At 44.6% G+C, this 22,883-nt stretch carries 18 protein-coding genes; 9 read left to right on the top strand and 9 right to left on the bottom strand.

Annotated elements, in window-relative coordinates; translation table 11 throughout:
* Position 1: 1 nt before the first annotated feature.
* Genes ACED45_RS11760 through ACED45_RS11740 form a run of 5 tightly spaced genes read right to left on the bottom strand, consistent with a single transcriptional unit; the run spans position 2 to position 4,690 of the window.
* The gene (locus tag ACED45_RS11760; protein ID WP_371714109.1) at positions 2 to 1,021 is read right to left on the bottom strand and encodes an ABC transporter ATP-binding protein; all 1,020 of its coding nucleotides are present in this window, start codon (positions 1,019 to 1,021) and stop codon (positions 2 to 4) included.
* Positions 1,021 to 1,806 carry an ABC transporter permease gene (locus ACED45_RS11755; protein ID WP_210472204.1) on the bottom strand — a complete coding sequence of 262 codons (786 nt, stop codon included), beginning with the start codon at positions 1,804 to 1,806 and terminating at the stop codon, positions 1,021 to 1,023. Before ACED45_RS11755 ends, ACED45_RS11760 begins: the two co-directional genes overlap by 1 nt.
* Positions 1,806 to 2,699: an ABC transporter permease gene (locus ACED45_RS11750; protein WP_371714108.1), complete on the bottom strand. Its 894-nt coding sequence runs from the start codon at positions 2,697 to 2,699 to the stop codon at positions 1,806 to 1,808. The genes ACED45_RS11755 and ACED45_RS11750 overlap by 1 nt, the downstream gene beginning before the upstream one ends.
* Positions 2,696 to 3,574 carry an alkaline phosphatase family protein gene (locus ACED45_RS11745; RefSeq protein ID WP_371714107.1) on the bottom strand — a complete coding sequence of 293 codons (879 nt, stop codon included), beginning with the start codon at positions 3,572 to 3,574 and terminating at the stop codon, positions 2,696 to 2,698. Before ACED45_RS11745 ends, ACED45_RS11750 begins: the two co-directional genes overlap by 4 nt.
* A 33-nt stretch (positions 3,575 to 3,607) precedes the next feature.
* Positions 3,608 to 4,690 carry an ABC transporter substrate-binding protein gene (locus ACED45_RS11740; protein WP_371714106.1) on the bottom strand — a complete coding sequence of 361 codons (1,083 nt, stop codon included), beginning with the start codon at positions 4,688 to 4,690 and terminating at the stop codon, positions 3,608 to 3,610.
* Between the two features lie 211 nt (positions 4,691 to 4,901).
* Between ACED45_RS11740 and ACED45_RS11735 the strand changes: the two genes are divergently transcribed.
* Positions 4,902 to 5,630: a UTRA domain-containing protein gene (locus tag ACED45_RS11735; RefSeq protein WP_371714105.1), complete on the top strand. Its 729-nt coding sequence runs from the start codon at positions 4,902 to 4,904 to the stop codon at positions 5,628 to 5,630.
* A 115-nt stretch (positions 5,631 to 5,745) separates the two neighbouring features.
* On the opposite strand, the gene ACED45_RS11730 is transcribed toward ACED45_RS11735, so the two are convergent.
* Positions 5,746 to 8,151 carry a response regulator gene (locus ACED45_RS11730; protein ID WP_371714104.1) on the bottom strand — a complete coding sequence of 802 codons (2,406 nt, stop codon included), beginning with the start codon at positions 8,149 to 8,151 and terminating at the stop codon, positions 5,746 to 5,748.
* Between the two features lie 88 nt (positions 8,152 to 8,239).
* Here ACED45_RS11730 and ACED45_RS11725 point away from each other — a divergent pair, with 88 nt between their 5' ends.
* Positions 8,240 to 8,998 carry a substrate-binding periplasmic protein gene (locus ACED45_RS11725; RefSeq protein WP_285953423.1) on the top strand — a complete coding sequence of 253 codons (759 nt, stop codon included), beginning with the start codon at positions 8,240 to 8,242 and terminating at the stop codon, positions 8,996 to 8,998.
* Positions 8,999 to 9,204: 206 nt separating this feature from the next.
* On the opposite strand, the gene ACED45_RS11720 is transcribed toward ACED45_RS11725, so the two are convergent.
* Both ACED45_RS11720 and ACED45_RS11715 read right to left on the bottom strand, forming a co-directional pair.
* Entirely contained in the window at positions 9,205 to 9,666 is a 462-nt protein-coding gene (locus tag ACED45_RS11720; RefSeq protein WP_327784627.1) for an NADAR family protein, read from the bottom strand.
* Between the two features lie 263 nt (positions 9,667 to 9,929).
* Positions 9,930 to 10,124: a PA3496 family putative envelope integrity protein gene (locus tag ACED45_RS11715; protein WP_004736928.1), complete on the bottom strand. Its 195-nt coding sequence runs from the start codon at positions 10,122 to 10,124 to the stop codon at positions 9,930 to 9,932.
* A 362-nt stretch (positions 10,125 to 10,486) separates the two neighbouring features.
* Here ACED45_RS11715 and ACED45_RS11710 point away from each other — a divergent pair, with 362 nt between their 5' ends.
* From ACED45_RS11710 to ACED45_RS11700, 3 genes are read left to right on the top strand one after another with little or no spacing between them, the layout of a single operon-like run.
* Complete coding sequence (locus tag ACED45_RS11710; protein WP_371714103.1) at positions 10,487 to 11,311, top strand: ABC transporter ATP-binding protein; 825 nt, start codon at positions 10,487 to 10,489, stop codon at positions 11,309 to 11,311.
* Positions 11,312 to 11,320: 9 nt separating this feature from the next.
* The gene (locus tag ACED45_RS11705; RefSeq protein WP_371714102.1) at positions 11,321 to 12,253 is read left to right on the top strand and encodes an ATP-binding cassette domain-containing protein; all 933 of its coding nucleotides are present in this window, start codon (positions 11,321 to 11,323) and stop codon (positions 12,251 to 12,253) included.
* A complete protein-coding gene (locus ACED45_RS11700) occupies positions 12,250 to 12,768 on the top strand; it encodes a transcriptional regulator (RefSeq protein ID WP_371714101.1) in 519 nt (172 codons plus the stop codon). Before ACED45_RS11705 ends, ACED45_RS11700 begins: the two co-directional genes overlap by 4 nt.
* Positions 12,769 to 13,150: 382 nt before the next feature.
* Here ACED45_RS11700 and ACED45_RS11695 read toward each other — a convergent pair whose 3' ends face one another.
* Positions 13,151 to 15,130: a replication initiator protein RctB domain-containing protein gene (locus ACED45_RS11695; RefSeq protein WP_371714100.1), complete on the bottom strand. Its 1,980-nt coding sequence runs from the start codon at positions 15,128 to 15,130 to the stop codon at positions 13,151 to 13,153.
* Positions 15,131 to 16,391: 1,261 nt separating this feature from the next.
* On the opposite strand from ACED45_RS11695, the gene ACED45_RS11690 reads away from it, so the two are divergent.
* From ACED45_RS11690 to ACED45_RS11675, 4 genes are all read left to right on the top strand, one after another.
* Positions 16,392 to 17,609 carry a ParA family protein gene (locus ACED45_RS11690; protein ID WP_285953426.1) on the top strand — a complete coding sequence of 406 codons (1,218 nt, stop codon included), beginning with the start codon at positions 16,392 to 16,394 and terminating at the stop codon, positions 17,607 to 17,609.
* 5 nt (positions 17,610 to 17,614) lie between these two features.
* Complete coding sequence (locus ACED45_RS11685) at positions 17,615 to 18,589, top strand: ParB/RepB/Spo0J family partition protein (RefSeq protein ID WP_371714099.1); 975 nt, start codon at positions 17,615 to 17,617, stop codon at positions 18,587 to 18,589.
* A gap of 93 nt (positions 18,590 to 18,682) precedes the next feature.
* Positions 18,683 to 20,785 carry a GNAT family N-acetyltransferase gene (locus ACED45_RS11680; RefSeq protein ID WP_371714098.1) on the top strand — a complete coding sequence of 701 codons (2,103 nt, stop codon included), beginning with the start codon at positions 18,683 to 18,685 and terminating at the stop codon, positions 20,783 to 20,785.
* Between the two features lie 418 nt (positions 20,786 to 21,203).
* Positions 21,204 to 22,874, top strand: coding sequence for a DUF342 domain-containing protein (locus ACED45_RS11675; RefSeq protein WP_102431369.1), 1,671 nt, complete (start codon positions 21,204 to 21,206; stop codon positions 22,872 to 22,874).
* The last annotated feature ends 9 nt before the right edge of the window (positions 22,875 to 22,883 follow it).

The raw sequence follows: 22,883 nt of genomic DNA, 5'->3' as shown, positions 1-22,883 counted from the left end.
CTTAGGCTCTCACAGGTTGAATTTCGTTAAGGTTAAACAGGAGTTCAAGTTGGCTACCGTTTGCCAACAGTCGTTCAGAAGAACGGTTAAGCAGGTCGACCGTTAATTCACACTCATCAACGTCCACTTGATAGCGAATCACATTGCCTAATAGCTGGTGATTGCGAATGGTACCGGTTTTCGGCGAAGAGATATGTTCGCCATATTGTCGGCCTTGCTCTTTAACGTAGATAGATTCAGGTCGAATCGCCACTTTCCACTCGGTTTCAATATTAAACAGCTGCTTAGCTTTGTTGGCTTGCACCAGATTGTAGTGACCCATGAACCCCGCCACGAATTCATTGGCAGGTTGAGTGTAGATCTCTTCTGGTGTACCTGCTTGAACGATCTCGCCTTTGTTCATCAAGAAGATGCGGTCAGACATGATCATCGCTTCTTCCTGATCATGAGTCACGAAGATCGTGGTCAGGTTCATCTCTTTTTGGATGTCTCGGATCTGCTGGCGCAAATGCTTACGGATCTTCGCATCCAGCGCTGAAAGAGGCTCATCGAGCAACAAAATACGCGGCTTCACCACCAAGGCTCTTGCCAAAGCAACACGCTGGCGCTGACCGCCTGATAGCTGATGCGGGTAGAACTTCTCTTTGCCCGTTAAATCCACCAGCCCAATCACTTTTGCGACTTCACGCTTAATCTCGTCAGCAGCAAGCTTTTTCATCTTGAGGCCAAACGCAATGTTGCCCTCAACCGTCATGTTCGGGAACAGCGCATAAGATTGAAACACCATACCGATGCCACGCTGTTGCGGCACTTGGTGAGTAATCTCTTCGCCATTAACCCAGATTTCGCCACTATCGACCGGATTCAGGCCTGCCAAGCTGCGCAGCAGCGTTGATTTGCCACAGCCACTTGGGCCAAGCAGCGTGATGAACTCTCCCTTCTCGATGGAGAATTCAATGTCTTCAAACACTGTGTTGTCGCCAAAGCTCTTGGTGAGGTTTTTCGCATTTACATAGCTCATTATTTGGTTCCTTGGCTGAAACGACTTGCCAACCAAGTCAGTAAGAAAATAAACAGGAAGTACGTCATCACAAGCGCTGACGTGAAGTGACCACTGGTTTGACGCATGTTGTATAGGTAGATTTGCAGCGTCTCGTAACGTGTACCGACCAAGATGTTGGCAAACACGAACTCACCCAATAGGAACGAGAACGACAAGAACAGCGACGCCATTAAGCCTTTCTTGAGGTTTGGTAGAATAATCAATAAGAACGCCTTAGTGGTGCTTGCGCCGAGTAGGTGGGCAGCGTCCATCAAGTCGTGCAGGTTGATCGCTTCAAAACTGTTGGCAATCGCGCGATACATGAATGGCAGCGCGATGGTGAAGTAAGTACCAATCAGGATCCATGGTGTGCCTATCAGTGAGATTTCGCTATCGGCATACAGCTGAAGCAACCCCACCGACGACACAACAGGCGGCACGGCGAATGGCAATAAAATAAGGATATTCATGATCTTGTCGAGTTTCGGGAAATAATAAAACACCACGAAAATCGCAGGCAGAATCAACACCACACTCAGTGACAACGCCGCTACACAGATAAACAGTGAACGACCAAAGGCTTGTAAGAAGCGAGGATCCGTCAGAAGATTGATGTACCAATCCAAAGTAAAACCATCAGGCAAGATCGTGGCGCCCCAACGCGACGAGATCGAGTAAATGAAGGTCGCTAAGATCGGGATCATCATGATACCAACGATCGAATAGACCACGGTTTTATGAAAGTGAGTATTTACGGTGTTCATTACTTTCTCTTCCCTGCGTAGCTTTTGCTGATCAGCCATTGGTTAATCACGGTGATGAAGGCCAGCATCGCCATCAGAATCACGGAAATTGCGGCAGCTAGATTAGGTTCTAGGAACAAGTCGCCTGATACCAAGCTCGCGATTCGAATCGTAATCACATTGTAGTTGCCCGACGTTAACGCATACACGCTCGCGTAGGCGCCAATCGCGTTAGCAATCAGAATGATAAAGGTTCCAAACAAGGCAGGAGACAGCACTGGCAGCGCTATTTTGGTCCAGTATTGCCAAGTTTTCGCACCAAGCAGTGCAGAGGCGGCTTGCCAGTCATCGCTAAGGGCATCAAACGCTGGATACAGCAACAGCACCGCCAATGGGATCTGGAAGTAGATGTAAATTGCTAGCAAACCCCACTTGCCGTACAACTCGAAGTCCCCTAGCAATCCGTACTGCTTAAACAATAAGGTGATTGCCCCGTTGGTGCCTAATATGATGATGAAGGCGAACGACAGAGGCACACCAGAGAAATTGCTGCTCATGTTGGTGAAAGCAATCACTGCGTCGCGGATTTTAGAGTCGACACGGCGCAATAAAGAAACGAGCAGAGTCGCAATGGCCAAACCAAAGATACTCGACCAAATCGACAGCCATAAACTGTTACCAAAAGCCTGCATCATGAAGGCTGAATCGAAGACTTCAGAGTAGTTTTCTAAAGAAAGCTCATCGTCGTAGAAGAAGCTGTTGATCAACACCCAAACCATAGGTGCTAGTTGGAACAGATAGAAAAACAGGGCGAAAGGCGCAAGCCACAAAGCGGGCTTGAAGCGTTTGAACCAAGATTTGGTTTGAGGTTTAAGCGCAGAGCCATCGCTCTGCGTGATTACAGAACTGCTCATAGGGCCAACAATTCCTGAGTGTAAGATTTATCGTGTTCAAGGTTGAATAACTGACACACGCTGCCGCAGATATCGGTCTGTTTCACTGAACATTCTTGGTGTGTGAACTTATCGCCAATCACAAAGAAAGGCACTTCACGCTCTTCAGGCAGAATACCACCGTGAGACAAGTCATTGTTCATGCCATGGTCACTGGTAATGATCACTTGATAACCATCGTCTACCCATTTCTCAAGGTAGTTCGACAGGTAGATATCCGCGCCACGTGCACTATTGCGGTACTGGCGAGAATCCAACCCATGCTTGTGGCCCATGTCGTCAATGTTCATTGGGTGAATCAATAAGAAATCAGGCTGATGAGTCACGCGCAGGTGCTCGGCATCCAAGAACAAGGCTTCATCTGGGTAGTGATCCCAGTGGTAGAAACAGCCATGTTGAATGTTCATGGTTTCATCGTTGGTGAAACGGTCACGCACGGCATCAAATGGCGCTCGATTATACAACTCGCTCACCCAGTGATAGGCCGCGGCAGCCGTCACTTTGCCTTGCGATTTAGCCAAACTAAAGATCGACTCGTGATTCGACAAACGCACGATTTGATTGTTAACGATGCCACTCTCAACAGGGCGAGCCCCAGTTAAGATGCATTCATACAGTGGGCGTGACATGGACGGCAGTTCACATTGCATTAGGTAAAGTGTGGCGCGCAGCTTGTTTTTTTGCGTGCTTTGCGAAGTGCTCTGTTTACTGTACGAATCGCCCAGCTTTTCATGCATATCACTTTGCTCTAGAAGACCGTTCAGGTAGCCCATACAATCACGGGCTACCTGATAATTCAGTCCATCTAGAACAACAAGGATAACCTTATTGCTCATGGTCTATTCTCTGTTGCTTGTTTTGAATATGGATTACTGCTGATGAATCAAGACGCTTTCTTGCCATTGACGCGGCAGACGACGTGCTGATTTTTCCCATGCTGAGAAATCAGTGACTGGGTGAACGTTGCTGTATTGCTCGTTCGAGATCAGCTTGTCTTGTACTGATTGAGGAAGCGTCACGTTGCTACGGATTGGGCGCGCGTAACCTTCTGCTAGGTTGATCTGGCCTTGGTCACTGAAGATATATTCACGAGCCAACTTCGCCGCATTCGGGTTCTTTGCGTGTTTATTGATGATGGTGGTGTAACCAGAGATCACTGAACCATCTTGTGGGATGTTTACGGTAAAGCGCTCACGGTCAATCTTGTCGCGGTAGTTCAATGCGTTGAAATCCCACATGATCGCGACTTCCACCTCACCTTTTTCAAGGTTCGCAATACTTGGATCTGTGTAAGATAGGCGACCTTGCTTCGCTAGTTCACCAAAGAACTTAATCGCCGGTTTTAGGTTCGACTCGTCACCGCCATTCGCAAATGCCGCCGCTAGAATCGCGTTGTTAGCTTGTGCTGCGACACCTACGTCACCTACAGTGACTTTGTAATCGCCTTCGAGTAGGTCACTCCAAGATTTTGGTGCGTCTTTAACAAGGTTGTTGTTTGATATAAACGAGATAGTGCCCGTATAAGCCAGAGCCCAGTGACCATCTTTGTCTTTCGCCCAGTCCGGAATATCATTCCAAGTACTTGGCTTGTATGGCTGAGTCACGTCTTTCTTCACCGCAACACGTGCAAAGGCGAAGCCAACGTCACCGATATCTGCGGTTGCGTTTCTTTTCTCCGCTTCAAATTTCGAGATCTCTTGTGCTGAGCTCATGTCAGTATCCTGATGCTTCAAACCGTAGTTCGCTTTCAGATCAGCCCATGTGCCTTTCCAGTTTGCCCAACTATCTGGCATGCCCACACTGTAAACCGCACCCTCTTTTTGAGCAGCTTCAATCAGTGACTCAAGATCGGCATCCTTCGCCATCGCTGGCATTGAAAGTGTTGCCGTTATTAGCGTTGCGCCAATCAGTTTGGCTGGCGATACAGTTGAACGGCTAAGCAAAGTTTTCATTGTCTCTATCCCTCTGGACTAGGTCAGTAAGTTCGTTTTGTATGCTATCGCCAGAGTGTGACGCTTTCGCGCAACTTATTTGACAGTTAGAGTGTATTTTCGTGGCAGTTATATTTCACTCATATGACAGTAAGCCTTTGTTTACTGTCACATTCCTGTTAACTCCATGGTTTACCTTATTGAGCACACGAACTTATGGACTAGATCAGCAATGAGAACATTGGCAACAGCGCAATCAGGGACACAGCTAGGTAGAATTAAGGCGAGCATCAGAGAACAACTTCAATCGGGTATCTTCACCGAGGGACAAAAACTGCCATCCGAACGAGAGCTCAGCGAACTGTTTTCCACCACACGAATCACGCTCAAAGATGCATTGGTGTCGTTAGAAACTGAAGGTCTAATATACCGAGAGGAGCGCCGAGGCTGGTATGTGTCACCCGAACGTATTCGCTACAATCCATTGTCTCGTTCTCACTTTCATCAAATGATTCGCGAACAAGATCGCATTGCAGAAACACGACTGCTGAGCACTCGCACAGAGATGGCGGCTGGCGACTACGCCAAAGCATTAGAGATAGAGCAGATAACGCCAATACACGTGATTGAGCGATTACGCTTTATTGATGGTAGAGCGGTACTGTTCGTTGAAAACGTACTGAAAGCACCGCTATTTGAGAAAGTATTGTCGGAAAATCTCACCATGTCGCTGACGGGAATCTACCGAGAAAAATACGGCTACGAGACCAAACGATCGCGCTTTGATGCCATTCCCACTTCCGCTCCTGCGCATGTCGCTAAGGCGTTAAACCTAGCTGAAGGTCAGCCAGTGCTGAAGATCTGCCGTGTAAACTACAAACAAGATGGCGAGCTAATGGACTGTGAATTGGAATACTGGCGACCAGATTCTGTGGTGATCCACATTGATAGCATCGGGTAACGCCGTATGGCTTAGGTCTCGCAATAAGGGAGGAAGTAAAGCTAGCATATACAAAAACTCCGACGGATTAGGTCGGAGTTTTGAGGTTTAACAATCGGATATAATGGCGCACAGACTAAACAATCTTCTGTTCACCTTCTCCCGCTAACTCGCTCTTATCCGACAAAAAACTCGCTACGATCTCTCTCAGTTTGCCTTGGTTAACCGGTTTAGGTAAAAACTCATCCATGCCCACATCAAAGCACAAATGCTTATCCCTTTGCACTACATTGGCTGTCAGCGCTACGATTGGGATATGTTTCGACGTCCCCTCTTCGAGTGCTCGGATCTGTTTGGTTGCTTCAAAACCATCAAGAACCGGCATCTGACAATCCATAAATATCATCACATATTCATTGTATTTGAATTTATCGACTCCAACTTTACCGTTGTCGGCAATGTCGACTTCAAACCCGAGCTTCTTAAGCATCATCTTGGCCACTTGTTGATTCACTCTCGAATCTTCCACAACTAAGACTTTGCCACTAAAAGAGGTTGTGACCGCCGCAGGTTTTGGTTCTTCTTTTAAAGCCGTTTTCTCTGGTTGTGCTGGCTTAGCAACAGTCGCAGGTTTGGTGACTGGTACCGGTTCATTGTCTTTAAACGCCACCTCGCCTCGATTTGGATAGGTGAAGGTTGAAGTATCAGCGGCTCTCGCAAGCACCTCACTGATGGTCCACTTAAGTTGATTGTCTTGATAAGGGCGAGCGATGTAAGCGACAAAGCCGACTTGTTTCGCGCGAACTTCATCTTGCTTTCTTGGGTCGGCGGAGATCATCACTAACTTAGGACACTCGCTACCAAAGCGCTCGACCAAGCTTCTTGCCAGTTGGAAGCCATCAACCGACGGCATCACTTTATCAATCAGCACTAAATCGTATGGCGATGACTTAGCCACAGACTCTGAAACTAACTCTAACGCTTGGTTTGCCGTTTCACAGCACTCAGACTTAACGCCGAAGGATTGAAGCTGTGTAGACGTTATACGCATGTTCAGCTGGCTATCATCCACTAGCAAAACCGAAACCTTAGTGAAATCGATATTGCTTTCGTCGGCTTCTAAACATGGGTCAAAGTCAGCCGTAAAATAGAATGTACTGCCCTGACCTTCAACACTGGTTAGTTCAAGCTTACTGCCCATTAATGCCACTATCTTCTCGCATATTGTTAGACCAAGCCCAGTGCCTCCGTAAATACGCGTGGTACTGCCGTCGGCTTGTTGAAACTTATCAAATACCGATTGCTGTTTGTCTTCTGCAATACCGATGCCGCTGTCGACAACCTCGAACTTCACTCTGAGTTTTTGCTCAGGCTCAACCACATCTTCCAAACGAAGCGAGAGCGTGACATGACCATGCTCAGTAAATTTAATTGCGTTGCCGACTAAGTTATTTAGGACTTGTCTTAGTTGAGTACCATCACCGATCACCATGGTTGGGATCTTAGGGTCGATCGCCAATTGGAATCGAAGTCCTTTCTGTTCCGCTTTTACTCGGAAGGTTGACTCAACGTCGGCCGCAATGCCCATCATTTTCATCGGCTCTTGCTGAAGCTCTAGTCGCCCCGCTTCAATCTTCGAATAATCGAGAATGTCATTAATCAGATCTAGCAGGGTAAGTGAAGAGGTGTTGAGCATATTGACATACTCTTTCTGCTCTTTCTGCATATCCATTTCAGAAAGCAGAGACGACAGCCCGATAATCCCATTCATTGGGGTACGGATCTCGTGGCTCATGTTAGCCAGGAATTCACTTTTGTTACGGTTAGCCACCTCGGCGATATCTTTGGCTTTTTCCAGTTCTTGGTACTGTTGACGAATGCGTTCAATTGACTGGTTGTAACTGCTTTCTAGCGTCGAGATCTCATCTTTGTAAGTCGAATCGGTTGGTGTTAAAAAACGCGGTTTGTTGTCTTCTACTCGTTGCTGATTGATCTGGGAAGACATGGTCATTAAACGCTTCACAACGAGGCGATACACTATCGTTAGACACACCAGAGACAACAAGAAGATTTTAACGGCTTCGAAGGCGAGTAGTAATAGTACGCGTTCTTCAAAGTCATTGAGGATCATGCTCAAATCAGATTGCACCGTGAGCGTCGCCAATGGGAAATCTGTCCCCGCCATTTGGTGAACCATTTCCCAAGACTGAGAATAAGACTGACCTTCAGTCTTTTTACCTAATTCTAGAATTTTTTCATCAGGGCTTTCGATAAGAAGATAGCTAACTGAGGGGAGGCGAGAGATGCCTTCAGCTTGCACAAGCAACTGCTCTCGATCTTCAACCCACAAACTCGCTGTTAAGCCAGAAAGATAGCCAGCCTTAACCTGTTCGATCTGAGAACTAATAAAAGAAACTCGACTTTGATACTCTACATACAACCCGAGACCTGTCACTATAACTGTGAATAAGGTACTAATTGCTATGATAGTCCCGATCAACTGTCGGGAGAGTCCAATATAGCGTTTTCCTTTTTTCACCATACACAAATTACCATTATTGTTATCCTAGCAAACTACAATTACTCAACTAGTATAATAGTAGTCATTCATCAAATAACTAGGGAAGGTTATGAAAAAACATCTTATCGTTGCATCCATAGTCAGTTTGTTTTCAAGCAGTTATGCTCTTGCAAGTGAACCTCTTCACTACTACATTATTGCGAGCCAAGCGCAACCTTTTCAGATCGAAACTGACGGGTCATCTCACAGAGGAATGGTTTCTGATATCGTTGAAGCGGTATTCGATGACAGCCAGTATGAGATCAAGTACCACACCTACCCATTTAACCGAATGATCGACAAGCTCGATGCGAGAGAGAACCCAAACTGGGTAACCTATGGCAGTCCGAGTTGGGGAAATATCCAATCTGTTAACCTGTCTGAAGAGCCAATTTACAATGTAAAACATGTGTTACTCAGCAGCGGTAAGAAGCCCTTTGAGTTCAATACAATTGATGATTTAGACGGAAAAGCAGTGGTATTACTGGTGGGGTTTGAGTATCCGAACCTAGAACCTTACATCCAACAAGGCAAGCTCAACGAGATTCGAGTTAAGGATTACAGCGCGGCTTTTCGAGTCCTGAACCGTGCACCTGGTGATACAGTGTTTGTTGAAATGGAATCACGAATCAAATACAACCTAAACGAGCAGAAGCTGAGTATTGATGACTACCAGATGCAAGAGTTCGGTTCAGTCATTAATAACTACCCTATCCATTTAGCGTTCGACCCTGAGATGGACCCTAAACTGCAAACCTTCATTAACCAACGTCTGGACCAGATGAAAGACGATGGGCAGCTCAACGACATTGTACAAAGCTATCTATAGCATTTGGCTAGCGCTCACTTGATTAGCTAATAGCCCATGAATGACTTCGTGACACGTTTTTGTACTTTTGGTCAACCTAGTGACTAACAATGACAAAGGCCGCTCTGTAAGCTTACAGGGCGGCCTTTTAATTTATTAGTGAAGGCTTAACAAACGTATCACTAGAACTCGAGTCAATTCATTTAATGCGAAGTAATCAAATGCAGCTACTGATTACGAAGTTGTTGGCGCACCGCCATCAGAATCTTGCCGAGGTGGTTTTCACCAGTTCCATCGCCCCCATCTCCCCAAAAGTGATCTTTATGAGAGTGCTCTTTAATCACTGAATCGCCTGTCCCCGTCAGGAACAGAGCAAATTGTGGGTTCTGTCTGAACTTCTCGGTCACAATGAATCGCATCACTTCAACACGAATGTCATACCAATCTTTTCGAACTTGGTCTTCATAGTCACGACTTAAAGAGAACGCTTCAGCAGGGGTACTGGCTTCCAAAATGGTATTGCGTAATGCTTCAGAAGCAAACTTCATCGCTTGATAATAATGTTCGCTGGTTGCCCAAACTTGATCACCTACCTTGATGGGACAAGCCGCAAAATTTGACAGGTATCCGTTCGGATCTTCAGGTTCATAAAACAGCACTTCTTTAGCTTGTGCCACAGAATTAGACATAGCCTCTCCTTACCAACGACATCACATATTTTTGCTTTAACTTTAAAATTAGTGGCGTTGCATATTACTGTCAAACAACTTAGTTCAAGAGTATGCCATGTGCGTGTTTTTCATCTAAAGAACGTAATATCAAAAGGGATCAGCTAAGCGAAGCAAAGATCTAAAGAATCAAAATGTTGATTTAATCTAGATAGGAATTATGAAAAAGCACTTATAAATCAAAGGGTGGCATGGTGCCACCCTTCTAAATGCAATGGGGATTATTAGTGAATAAGACCTAGCTCCCTCGCTTCTTCCAGACTCAAACCGCTTTCTCTAATTTCTCTTAGAGCCTCGATACGACGACGAGCTTCAGCGGACTTCATTTTCTTTTCTGGTTTGAAAGATACTTCTTCTTCAGCATCCCACTTGTTTGCAATATTTGTCATTTCATCATGGTTGATAGAATTAATGGACATGTTTTCCTCCGAAAAGCACCATGTAATGGACAGGTAATCTGTAGCAAATGCTATTTCGCTTGTTAAGAAAATCTGTACTGAAATGTGATGATTCCGACGCTTCACAAAGCTAATTAATAAATGCCTCATTTAAACTTTGCCAAAGGCATTTTCTGCAATTACATTTAAAAGATTCCCCATAAGAAATGTGGTTTGATCCAACTCTCATTTTCCCCTCTCCCAATTCTTCTTTTCCGCTGAAAATTCGTGAAATAACCCAAGATAAATTTCGAGGCACTTCATTCTTTTTGTGCTGATCGCTTTCACTAAATCCAACACATGTTAATGATAATAGTTATCAATATCATAACTGAGTATTTATCATGTCTGTGGGAATTTCAGATACACCACTTCTCGAAGTGAAGAATTTATGTGTCGATTACATCACCGATGACAGTGATTTCAACGCGGTCAAATCCGTCAGCTTTAGCATAGGCCAAGGTGAAATTTTTGGCTTAGCCGGGGAATCTGGCTGTGGCAAAAGTACCATCGCGTTTGCCATTAACCGTCTGCATAAGCCGCCCGCGTTCATATCCGGAGGCCAAATATTGTTTGGTGGACAAGATCTGCTGAGCTTATCAGACAGTCATTTGAATACCTTGCGCTGGAGCGAGATTGCTATGGTGTTCCAAAGTGCAATGAATTCACTCAACCCTGTATTAACCATCGAAGAACAATTTGCTGATGTGCTACGCCACCACAAAGGCATGAGCAATGAACAAGCCAAAGATCGCGCAGAAAAGTTACTCGACTTGGTAAACATTCCGCGCAACCGACTCACGGAATACCCTCACCAATTCAGTGGCGGCATGCGTCAGCGTTTAGTGATTGCCATTGCCCTCGCCCTCAACCCTAAGCTGATCATTATGGACGAGCCAACTACAGCTTTGGATGTGGTTGTACAACGTGAAATTCTGCAGCAGATACACCAACTCAGAGAGGAGTTTGGCTTCTCAATCCTCTTTATTACTCATGACTTAGCGTTAATGAGCCAACTGTGTGACCGCATTGCCATCATGCGCCATGGCCAAATCGTTGAAGTCAATCAAGCCTACGAGATTCGCAACAATCCGCAGCACTCCTACACCCAAAAGCTATGGAGTTCTTTCCCTAATATTCACGAACATGCTCACGCGACAGCGTGCTAGGAGAGCTCTATGTCACAACCTATTTTTCAAGTAAAAAACCTCGTCAAAGAGTTCACTGTTGGCGGTGGATTTGGCAAAGAAGAGATATTCAGAGCGCTGCACGGCGTGAGCTTCGACCTATATGCAGGAAGAACGCTGGCACTGGTTGGTGAGTCCGGTTGCGGGAAAAGCACCTGCGCGAGGCTGATGACCAAGGTTTACCCTGCGACAGAAGGAGAGATCTTGTTCAACGGCAGAGACATCTCTACGCTCAAGAGCCGCAAAGATATCTTGGATTACCGCAGCCGCGTGCAAATGGTGTTTCAAGACCCGTTTGGCTCACTTAATCCCACTCACACCATAGAGCACCATTTAACTCGCCCGCTTAAGATTCATAAGCAAGTCGCTAATAAAGCAGCTCTAGAAGCACGCCTTAAAGAGTTGCTCACGCTGGTGGAGTTACCCGTCGAAACGCTCGCCAAATACCCTCACGAGCTCAGTGGCGGCCAAAGACAACGGGTTAACCTAGCCAGAGCGCTTGCGGTTGGGGCCGAAGTCATTCTTGCCGATGAACCAACCTCGATGCTGGATGTTTCAATTCGACTTGGCGTGCTCAATCTCATGCAAAAAATGAAGAAAGAGCTTGGGATAGGCTTCTTATACATTACTCACGACCTTGCGACCGCTCATTACATCGCAGAAGAGACCGCAGTGATGTACAAAGGACAGATCGTTGAGTGGGGATCAACTCAGTCGATCTTAACTAATCCGCAGCACCCATATACCAAGTTGTTGATCTCTGCAGTGCCGGATCCTGATCTGCCATTTGGCGAACTCGTAAAAAATGAGCCAAACTATTCCATAGACGCCGATCGTATTCGAGAGCAGAGCAGCGAAATACAGCATGAAATCAAGCGAGTTGCTGATAATCACTTTGTAAAACAGTGGGATAATGTTGCATGAATGAACTAGACACTTGGTTAGAGCGAGTCGGAGATTGGTACAAAGACCGAAAGCATGATCAAGTGGAACGGTTAGAACCTTTGATCTTAACGCCTCCAGATGCACTCTGGGGGCCTTTGATCACGGATGAACAAAGCAAAGGCATCGCATGTTGGCTAGACGGATGTCTGAGAATCTTTACTTTCTATCGCCACCTCGCTGACTTATCGAATCCGAAGTTGGCTTCACAGAAGGCCATCAACTCAAGCCATCAAGAAAAGGCCTACCAATACCTGATGTTTGCCTATAGCAAGCTGCAAGCCGTGTCATGTGACCCAAAATCAGAACCAGCCTTACAAGAGTGGTGCATACAACGGCTACAACACTTGTGTGTATTGGCTTTGGAGTTTACGAACCAACAGCAAAAACCACGTTGGAAAGCAGAGTCAGAGAAATTGATCGAATCGCATGTGCGTTTTATGACAACCCATCCCCGAAACGATGATCAAGGTAGTATTCAACGCCACCTCCACTGATCAAGTCCTTCTCGATCAAACATCAAATCAAAATCTCATCAAAGTTAGATCCGTAGAAAGCATGATCTAGCCTTGATCATGCTTCGGAGTTTAATTCTATAAGCTATTGAATTTTAATGATTCACTGAATTTCAGGCAAAAAAAAAGCGAGTCCCTTAGGAACTCGCAAAAATCTATTCAGTATGATGTAACAAAATATGAGCCAATCTATTAATCATAAGAAAGGACAAAGGTTGTCTATTCGGAATAAATAATAATCAACTGGGTGCGTTACTTTGTCATCACTTTGTCAGCGTTAGGTGCGATTTTAATCAGTATCTAATGTGTTCAAAACTATCCATTCATAAACGGTAAATACAGGCTTATCGCTACAGGATAATGACTAGTGGCCAATCGCCATTTCATCGAGCGCAAGGAACACGTTTTCGTCAAGGTGACCTTCGTGAACCTGTTTACACACTTTACGACGCACAGCTAAACCAGAGATCAAACGTTCAATGGACAAGTGTCGATTGCTGGTGCTATCACGGTCGTTGTAAAGCTCAATCAAACGACTCAGTGTTTCGTATGGAATAACGTCTTCCCCTACTCTCAACCAATCAAGCTTCTCAATGAGCTCTGAGCACTCTTCTTTGATTGAGGCATGTGAGTGCCCTGTCATTGCGGATAAAGCCGTTATACTGCGTTCTAGAGCCTCTGCAGAGGTATATTTAGAGAGAGTAATCATGATCTCGTCAGCGTTGATCTCAACAGAATGTTTACGTTGCTTAACTCGACGTCCCAATTTACCTCTTGGCGACGGTGCTTTACGCTGAATTGGCTCAAACTCACCGTCGATAATCTCAGACAACTCTTCCAGCTTCTGCTTAGACACCATCTCGTTACGAAGTGGATTCGGCAGCGTTGGCGCCATATTACGCTTACCGGCGTTGGTAGTACGCGCTCTTGAATATCGTAATACTTCTTCCACATTACATTTAATATCTACTTGATAATCCGTCGTTTTGCCTTTTTCGATCAACGCGGTGATCGTCAAGTGATAACCCCAAAGGTTAACCAGGAAAGTATCTTCTTGATCGCCGGCTTCACCAAGCTTTCTAAGCTCACGGATCAGATCCATTGAGAAACGACGCCAATCGATGTTACGCGCCAACTTCTGGTTAAGCTCGCTGAGCAACATGCAATCTGAATGACGGCGTGCCATACGGCTTCTAAAGTACGAATACATTTGGAAGACCAAGGTATGTTGTTTCAGAATTTCTGGCGGAAATAGGAAGAAATAATCACGCGTCAGTAGCTCTTCGTAGAAAGAAGGCTCCCAAACCAGGATGTATAGGTTCGGTTTAATGCGAATTTCGCCGTCAGAGCCCTCTGTAGGAGCCTCTTCCGATGCGGTAATGGTTCTAGCTAAGAATCGGAAACGATCACTCTTAAAGCCCTCTGGCATGTTCTCACTAAGCCAACGGCCAGTAAGCTCATGCAGTTGGAAATCCGTAAACTCGATACGGTCAATACTGTCGCGGATCGAATCACGTGCTGGACCACTGTCTTTCTTGCCACGTAAAGACAAAATATCAGTGATGTAGAGTGGAGTTTTGTTCGGCGTGTGCTTCGCGTCTAGATGGTAATCATCTTGATGATGATCATGATATTGAACCGTGAGTGTGAATAACGCGAATAGCGTCATCAGATCGTCAACTGTCATGATATTTTTAGAAGATCGTGTCTCGATCACAGCTCGAGTGCCAGAGATCGAGACCATGGATTTTTGATAGCTCTTGCGAGTTCTAGGTGGCGCTAACGCTTGATCAATAATCCCCGCCCAATTGGTTGGCGAAACAATGAATTGATCCGCTTCATCTTTCATTGTTGGGGGAGTATTAAGTCCATGCTCATTGAGTAAGCGTTTGTTTACTTTGGTTTGAGCTAGTGCTTTAGAACGCTTCTGCTTTTCATTTTGCTTCACGCTTTCTGTCACCAAGCTGGAGGCACCCAGTACCGATATCAATTGGTTTGGGTTCACAAAGCGGTGCAGCATGGTTTTACCAGCAAGGCCTTCTTCGAAGCGAACGGGGGTTTGTTTGAACAATCCAATATTTACTGCGGCTCTTAGCCTTTGCTGTAAGGCCGCGCGAGTGACTTGACCATCGGTTGATTCAATAATCTCGGTGGTTGAAACGTATCCGTCTTTGCTGCTAAACCCACGAAGTGAAATTAGGTTAAGAAGCTCAACTATGCTTTTGGTGACACCTTTGAAGTGTTGATATTGTTCTATCCATTCAACGGCTGTTTCAGATACCTCAAATAAATGACCATCTTTGTGGCTTCGTGCCTTAATTAACAATTTCTCTTCTGGTTTCATTTTTGATCCGTATCACACTAACCGTAATTTCACTATAGTTCCTGAATGATAAAGAAAGAATGATCATAAATAAAGAGAATTTATTGGCTTTTAAATAACTGATCTTTTTGATTAATATGATCTTAAATGATTAAGTGATCTAATGATCTGGACGTAAACTTGCGCTTAAGTTGCTGAATTTAAAATATAAAAAAAAAACCGCTTGGAAAGCATGATCATAAAGAGTCCGAAACTATGATCATTAAACAGAAGAAAGCATGATCACAAAGCATCAGAACGATGATCATTAAGCCATTGTAAGCATGATCATTATTGGTTCGAAAGCATGATCATTATACTTGTACAGCTTATCCACAGTCCATAATTGAACATGGTCTGTTGAGTCACTTCTAACTCGTCAATGTGGATAGTTTTAATGGCTTATCTATCGGAACAATGATCAAGTAAGTGCTCTTTTCTATCGTTCCCACCCTATTACGTACAAAATTTGTTCTGAAGTTAGTGTTAACGGCTGGCTCGGATGTCATTAAAGCGGACGTGCATTATCTAGGAAGCATGATCACGAAATTGTCATGTTTCTGTATTCTGAGTCTGTGCAGATTGAATTTCCAAGCAATGAGGCCTTATAGGCCTTGAATCCCCATTGCAAAAGCATTTGTCCGTAACTTAGCTCCTAAATTATATGCTTCCGGAACTATATTTACTTGATCATTTTTCCGGAAGTTGATCATTTCGAACAGTCACTCGTGCGGATCAATATTGCTGAGTTTACACCTTGATCATGCTTCGTAATGACGCCTTATCAATTCTCTTACGCGTGATGTATTCCATGATCATTCTTCCGTGTTAGGTTCAACTCTCTTTTATCTAGTGATGCTTCACCTCGTCGTGGTTTCGTATTTGCGATGCTATTTTTGGGTTTTGACTACTTCTCGGTTGAAAAGCTCACAATTTCGAATGCAAATCACATGAACCGTAATCTACGGTCGTATTTCAATCGTTCCGAAGGTTTTTTGATGGAATTGCATTTACATTGTAAATAAGTGATGCTGTAACATTTCAAATGTAAGCCAGAAATAGCATGGTTATACATAACAAAAACGGTCATTTTTTGTGTTTGTCTTAGCCGTTGTTTCATCAAACTGTAAAAATACAGTCTATTTTATGTGATTTTACTCATAAATGTATGTTCATGTTTTTGTTGTGTTTGTTGTTAATCGCTGTACAATTTGTACTTAGTTAATCATTACGGAAACTGGCGATGAAAAGAGAACAAACGATTGATAAGCTCTATCAGCTGGCCGAACAAACTCAACAAGTTCAGGCTGACCGAATTGAGATTATTCTGGAAGAGCGAAGTGATGAACATTTCCCTCCAATGTCTAAAGCTATGATGGAGACTCGTTCTGGCTTAACTCGTCGAAAATTGGATGAGGCGATTACCAAGCTTGAAGCGGATGGTCACCAGTTCACAAAGAACAACGCCAATCATTACTCGATTTCATTGACTGAAGCTCACATGCTGATGGACGCGGCGGAAGTGCCAAAGTTCCACCAACGCAAACAGCATGCAGACAACAAACCTTGGATTATCAACGTACAAAACCAGAAGGGCGGTACAGGTAAATCAATGACAGCGGTTCACCTAGCGGCTTGTTTGTCTCTGAATTTAGACAAGCGCTACCGCATTTGTCTGATTGACTTGGATCCACAAGGTTCATTACGTCTGTTCCTAAACCCACAAATCAGTGGTGCAGAGCACGACAGTATTTATTCTGCCGTTGATATCATGTTGGACAACGTGCCTGAAGGCCAAGAAGTTGACCTAGAGTTTCTTCGCAAGAACGTACTCTTGCCAACTCAGTATCCAAACCTAAAGACAATCTCTGCATTCCCAGAAGATGCGATGTTTAACGCTGAAGCGTGGCAAAGCCTGTCTCAAGATCAGTCACTTGATATCGTTCGTCTTCTGAAAGAGAAGCTTATCGACAAAATCGCCGATGATTTTGATGTGATTATGATTGATACCGGCCCACACGTAGATCCACTAGTGTGGAACGCAATGTACGCGTCGAACGCTCTTCTGATTCCATGTGCTGCAAAGCGTTTGGATTGGGCTTCAACGGTTAACTTCTTCCAGCACTTACCAACGGTGTACGAGATGTTCCCGGACGATTGGAAAGGGCTTGAGTTTGTTCGCCTTATGCCAACCATGTTCGAAGATGACAACAAGAAACAGGTTTCGGTTCTCACTGAAATGAACTACCTGCTGAATGACCAAGTTATGATGGCGACGATTCCAAGAAGCCGCGCTTTTGAAACCTGCGCCGATACCTACAGCACGGTTTTCGATCTCACGGTTAGCGACTTCGAAGGTGGTAAGAAAACTCTGGCTGTCGCTCAAGACGCAGTACAAAAAAGTGCTCTAGAATTAGAGCGTGTATTACACAGCAACTGGCCTTCACTTAATCAGGGATAACAACAATGGCAATTAAAACATCTGACTTAAATGCAAAGCTATTTGGTAAAGCAAACAAACGTCGTGTAGCAACGCCTCAAGAAGCGCAAACTGCTGCTAAAGAACAGGCTCAAGTGATTGAACTTTCAGTTGCGGGCGAAGAGTTGGTTTCATTTGAATTGGTTCGAATTCCTGCTTCTGAAGTGGCAACTCGAACGGTTGTTTTTGAAGAGAATGCACGTGAGCAATCTTTCTTAAATGAACATGCGCTTTCAGACGTACTGACTACGTTAAAAGAACGCGGCCAGCAATATCCAGCGGTTGGTCGTAAGAACAAGGACGGCAAGATTGAAGTTCTCGATGGTAGCCGTCGTCGCATGTCATGTATTTTGGCTGACAAAGAGTTCCTAATCTATGTTGCTGAAAACATTAACGGCGAACACGCTAAGTTTCTATCAGACGTAGCTAACGCTCATAAACCGCTTTCTCTTTACGAGAAGGGTAAAGAGATGCAAGCGAAGCTGGATAAAGGCGAAGCTGAAGACCAGAAAGCACTCGCGAAAATGTTCCAGTGCAGTGAAGCTTTGGTGAGTGGCGCATTAAAAGCGGCGGCTTTGCCACTTGAATTACTACAAGCTTACCCTAATGTGAGTGACCTTGGTCGTCCAACGATTGTTAAACTGCACAAGCAGTTTGGTGGATTGACGAGTGAACAACAACAAACATTGCTGATTAAGTGTGATGCTTCTGAAGGTTTTGTTTGGCAACGTAGTGAAGCTCAAGGCGTAACTCGTCTAACTAAAGACGTGACAGAAACTTTGGAAGGTTGGATTCTTGAATTGGCGCCAGCGCCAGCGAAGAAAGCGTCTCCAAAAGTTGAGCTTATTAAAGGGCGCGCATCATACAGCCGTAAGGGTTCAAACTTGGCGTTGAACCTTAAGAAAATTGATGATGCGACGATGGAAGAAATCCTCGCTTTCGTGCAATCGAAGCTCGACTAAATCGACAGTTTTTCGTTACTACTCTAAAGCCGCTATATGCGGCTTTTTATTTGGCTGTGATAAACTGTGTTTAGACGAATCTGGACACTAACTATGACAAACCCAACCAACAATTTTCTACACACACTTTCTAATATCGCTCAACACAACGATCACCGTTATGGCGTTGTATTTGATGGCGATTTCGATTGGCAAAACTCCGCTGTTACAACTTTCCTTCAAGATGCAAATTCTCAAACCGTTTTCCAGATTGGCGGTACTTCGTTTGAAGGGGCGATTTACGCGCCAGTAAAAAAGGGCCAGCAACTTCTTGGTCGCGAATGCCAACTTCTTGTTTGTGATTTTAGAGAACAGTTTGATGCAAACAGTTTTAGTGCTGCACTGGGGTCGTTAGTCGGTGGCGGGCTGTTGTTGGTGTTGCCACCAAAAGTTGATGACTCTAAAAATAGCGCGAGCTTTGGTCAACGTTGGTTAAAGCTACATTTTGATAAACTGCTTTCTATTTCGCAAAGTGACGAACAGATGAGTGTGGTTGAAGCGATTAATTCGCTTCCTCAAAAACTTAATGACGACAATTTGACTGACCGATTTGAACAGCAAAAAACGGCGATTGAGTTAGTTAAGAAAGTCGTCACGGGACATCGAAAACGCCCACTGATTTTAACTGCAGACCGAGGACGAGGTAAAAGCTCAACTCTGGGTATTGCAGCTGCTCAGCTTTTGGCAGAGCGACAGGGCTTAAATATTATTGTTACCGCTCCGTCTTTGAAAGCGATTGAGCCCGTATTTTCTCATGCGTTACAGCGACTCGATACGTGTGAAGTAATTAACGCGACTCACATTGTTTATCAAGGTGGAAGTTTAAGATTTGTCGCGCCAGATGAATTACTTAAATCTAAGCCTGATTGCGATCTGTTGTTGGTTGATGAAGCCGCTGCCATTCCAATCCCAATGCTTAAATCTATGGTCGGTAGTTATCATCGCATGGTTTTTTCAACCACAGTTCATGGTTACGAAGGCAGTGGACGAGGTTTTGGAATTAAGTTTGAAGCTTGGCTTTCTGAGCACCGCCCTGGATGGAAGGGTTACAAGCTTGAACAACCCATCCGCTGGAGTAACAACGACCCACTCGAGCGTTGGCTATTTGATTGTTTCCTTCTTGGTGATGATGTTTGCCCGAGTGAACCAGCGGTTGATGAGTCGGAAGAACTTTCTGATGGTGCATTCAATCAACCTTGCTTGGTTGAGTTGTCAAAAGCAGACTGTTTTATTAATCCTCAAAAACTCCAACAATGTTTTTCTCTTTTAGTCGAAGCTCATTACCAGACGTCTCCTAATGATTTAATGCAATACCTCAACAATCCAGCAATCCGGTTGTACGCAGCTTGGCAGCAAGATGAATGCTTAGGTTGTATGTTGGTGACGGAAGAGGGTGGTTTAGATCAAGAGTTGATTGCACAAGTTCAAGTTGGAAAACGTCGCCCGCAAGGTCACCTAGCTCCAGTCCTTTTAGCTAACCAGCTCGGTTCTGTTGAAGCGGCAACTAGCCGTTGTCTTCGAGTGATGCGCATTGCTGTCTCGATACGCCGTCAAGGTTTAGGTATTGGCCGTTGGATGTTAGAGAGGTTGTCTGAGGAAGCTGTACAGACAGAGCAAGCAGATTATTTGGCGACAAGCTTTGGCGCGACCAGCGAATTAATTTCGTTTTGGAATAGTAGTGAATTCGAAGCTGTGCATATCGGCCATCAGCGAGATCAGGCGAGTGGCTGTCACTCGGTTCTTATGGTTAAGGCGCTTAACTCATCCCCTCAAAGCTGGCTGAAACAAATTCAAAATCATTTTGAGCGTAGTTTCTGTTTTCTTGTTTCTGGTTCTTTGGCTTCCCTTGAAACCGATATGGTGCGCGTACTGCTGCCAAAGAGTGTACAAACCGTGAGTGAGTTTGAAACTCAATTAGTTAGAAATCACGTAAACGGTGGCAATAGTTATGATACGATTAGCTTCAGCGTATTGAATTTGATTCTGCTCAGTAACGATCGAGAAGCCAGTGTTTCTGACTTACTTATCGCAAAGGTCGTTCAACAGAAAGAGTGGGAGATTTGTGTCGAGCAGTTTAATCTTGTTGGTCGTAAACAAGCAGAGAGTCAGTTTCGCAAAGATGTCGGTGTTTTGTTAGCAAATTTACAGTGTAAATAGACAGGTCATCATTTTAATAAACTTACCGCTACGAATTAGATTTACAGTGTAAATTAGAATCTTGGATTTACACTGTAAACTGGAACACAATAACGAAATCAGGTTTTACCCGGATTTCCGGTTTTAGCCTTTCTGTTTTATCTCTCCATTACAGCCTCTAATCTTTTATACCTACTGGTCTTTACTATTTGGCCCAACCTCGTATCAACATTCAATCGCACGAAATATCTTGGAAAATTCACTAATGTATTTGTAAAGGTGAAGCCGATCATAAAATGTATCAGTCTTATTTATGAGTCATGTTTGCAGAATCGAAAGTAAGTGATGTGACGCTGATTATTCTAATAATGTGATTCTAAGCGCAGAACGAATTATATAGACTGAATAACAACTGAGTCATTAGGGATACTCAATTCGAATGTGGGATAACATCGTTACATTGTCGGAAGATAAGCAACAAGTGATGGCGTGTCTGCCAACTGGGTTTGTGGTCGACGCAAGCTTTGATAATAAGACGCTGCCAGCAACCTTGGAAGCTTTGAACGCATCAAACTATTTTATTTTCGAAGAAGAGGTTTTGCGTTTTGTCACTCTTGCTAAAGAAGGTAAGGGGGAAGCTTATGAAGGAATCTTGATTGCAGAAGTTCGAAATGCCAATGTTACGGTCGAATTATCTGATGATGAGATGCTCGCAAGTCTTGTGGTAACGGGGCCATATAATGGACATGCGCTGCGTGGTAGCGACATTATTCATTGTTTAGCTCAAGCCCACATAACAAAAGGAATTAATAAGTTAGCGCTCAGAAAAGCATTAATGATGAGTAACAAGCTTAAACCGGGCGAAAAGTTTACTCAGCCAGTCGCCAAGGGGACACAACCCGTAAAGGGTAAAGACGCAAAATTTGCCGCTTTGGTTGAAGATATTACTCGCCAAGTTTTGAAGCCTCGCAATAAAGACGAAGGCAAGATCGATATGCGAGATTTGGGACAAACCATTACCGTTGGTCAAAATGATCACTTAATGAAACGTACCCCCGCAACCAAAGGCATTGCAGGCTTTACCGTCCAAGGTCGAGTTATCCCACCACTTCCTGGACAAGACAGTTTAATCAAGCCTGGAAAAGGTACCTACATCTCCCCTGAAGATCCCAATCTACTACTCGCCTCACACCCTGGATTGCCCATCATTAAAGATCGAACCATCGAAGTGGATGACGCCTTATGTGTCAGCAACGTCGATGTCTCAACTGGGCACGTTAAATTCAAAGGCAATGTCTTTGTCTCTGGCAACATCGAGCCGGGGATGATCGTCAAGGCGACCGGAAGTGTCACGGTGGGTGGTTTTATTGAATCAGCCGAAGTTCAAGCTCAGGGAGATATCAAAGTCGCGAAAGGTATTATCGGCCACACCACCAAAGAGGGTGAGCCAAAAAGTTGTAAGGTATTCAGTAAAGGTTCCATTACTGCAAGCTACGCACAGAATGCCGAGCTACAAACCGCCGGTGACCTTCGACTTGGTGTGCACAGTATGAGTAATGACATTCGCTGTGGTAACAATCTTATCGTGATGGACAGTTTGAAAAAGCATGGCACGCTCAGTGGTGGCGAAGCCAAAGTCGGTGGAAAGATAGAATGTGTGTTCTTAGGTGTTGAGGGAGACACCGCAACCAAGGTACATGGTTTTGCACGCTACGATGGCTACCGACAAAAGATAGCCGAGCTGAAGGAAACTTATAAACACACTCAAGAGCAAACCATGGGTGTGATCCGCCAAGAGTTAGAATTTAAGAAGCGCCCGAAAGCTGAGAGAAGCGAAGAGCAAGCCCTAGAAATTGAGCAGCAACGTGAGAAGAACAACCTCGCCATTGAAAATACTAAGTCGCAGTTGGATACCCTCGAAGCGGAATTTGAAACCAACCTTGCCGAATGCACCATAGAGGCTCATGAAAAAGTGTATACCCGAGTGACGATCCAGTTTGGTGATGAGACGGTCACTACTAAGCGAACGCATGGTGGCAGTGTATTCTCGTTCAATCAATACGAGATTCAATGTTCATTTAAGATGGAACAAGAAGATATCTCATTGTGATTGAAAGAC

Source organism: Vibrio crassostreae, assembly GCF_041439375.1.
GTDB lineage: Bacteria > Pseudomonadota > Gammaproteobacteria > Enterobacterales > Vibrionaceae > Vibrio > Vibrio crassostreae_D.
This window is presented reverse-complemented; position numbering and strand designations above follow the sequence as displayed.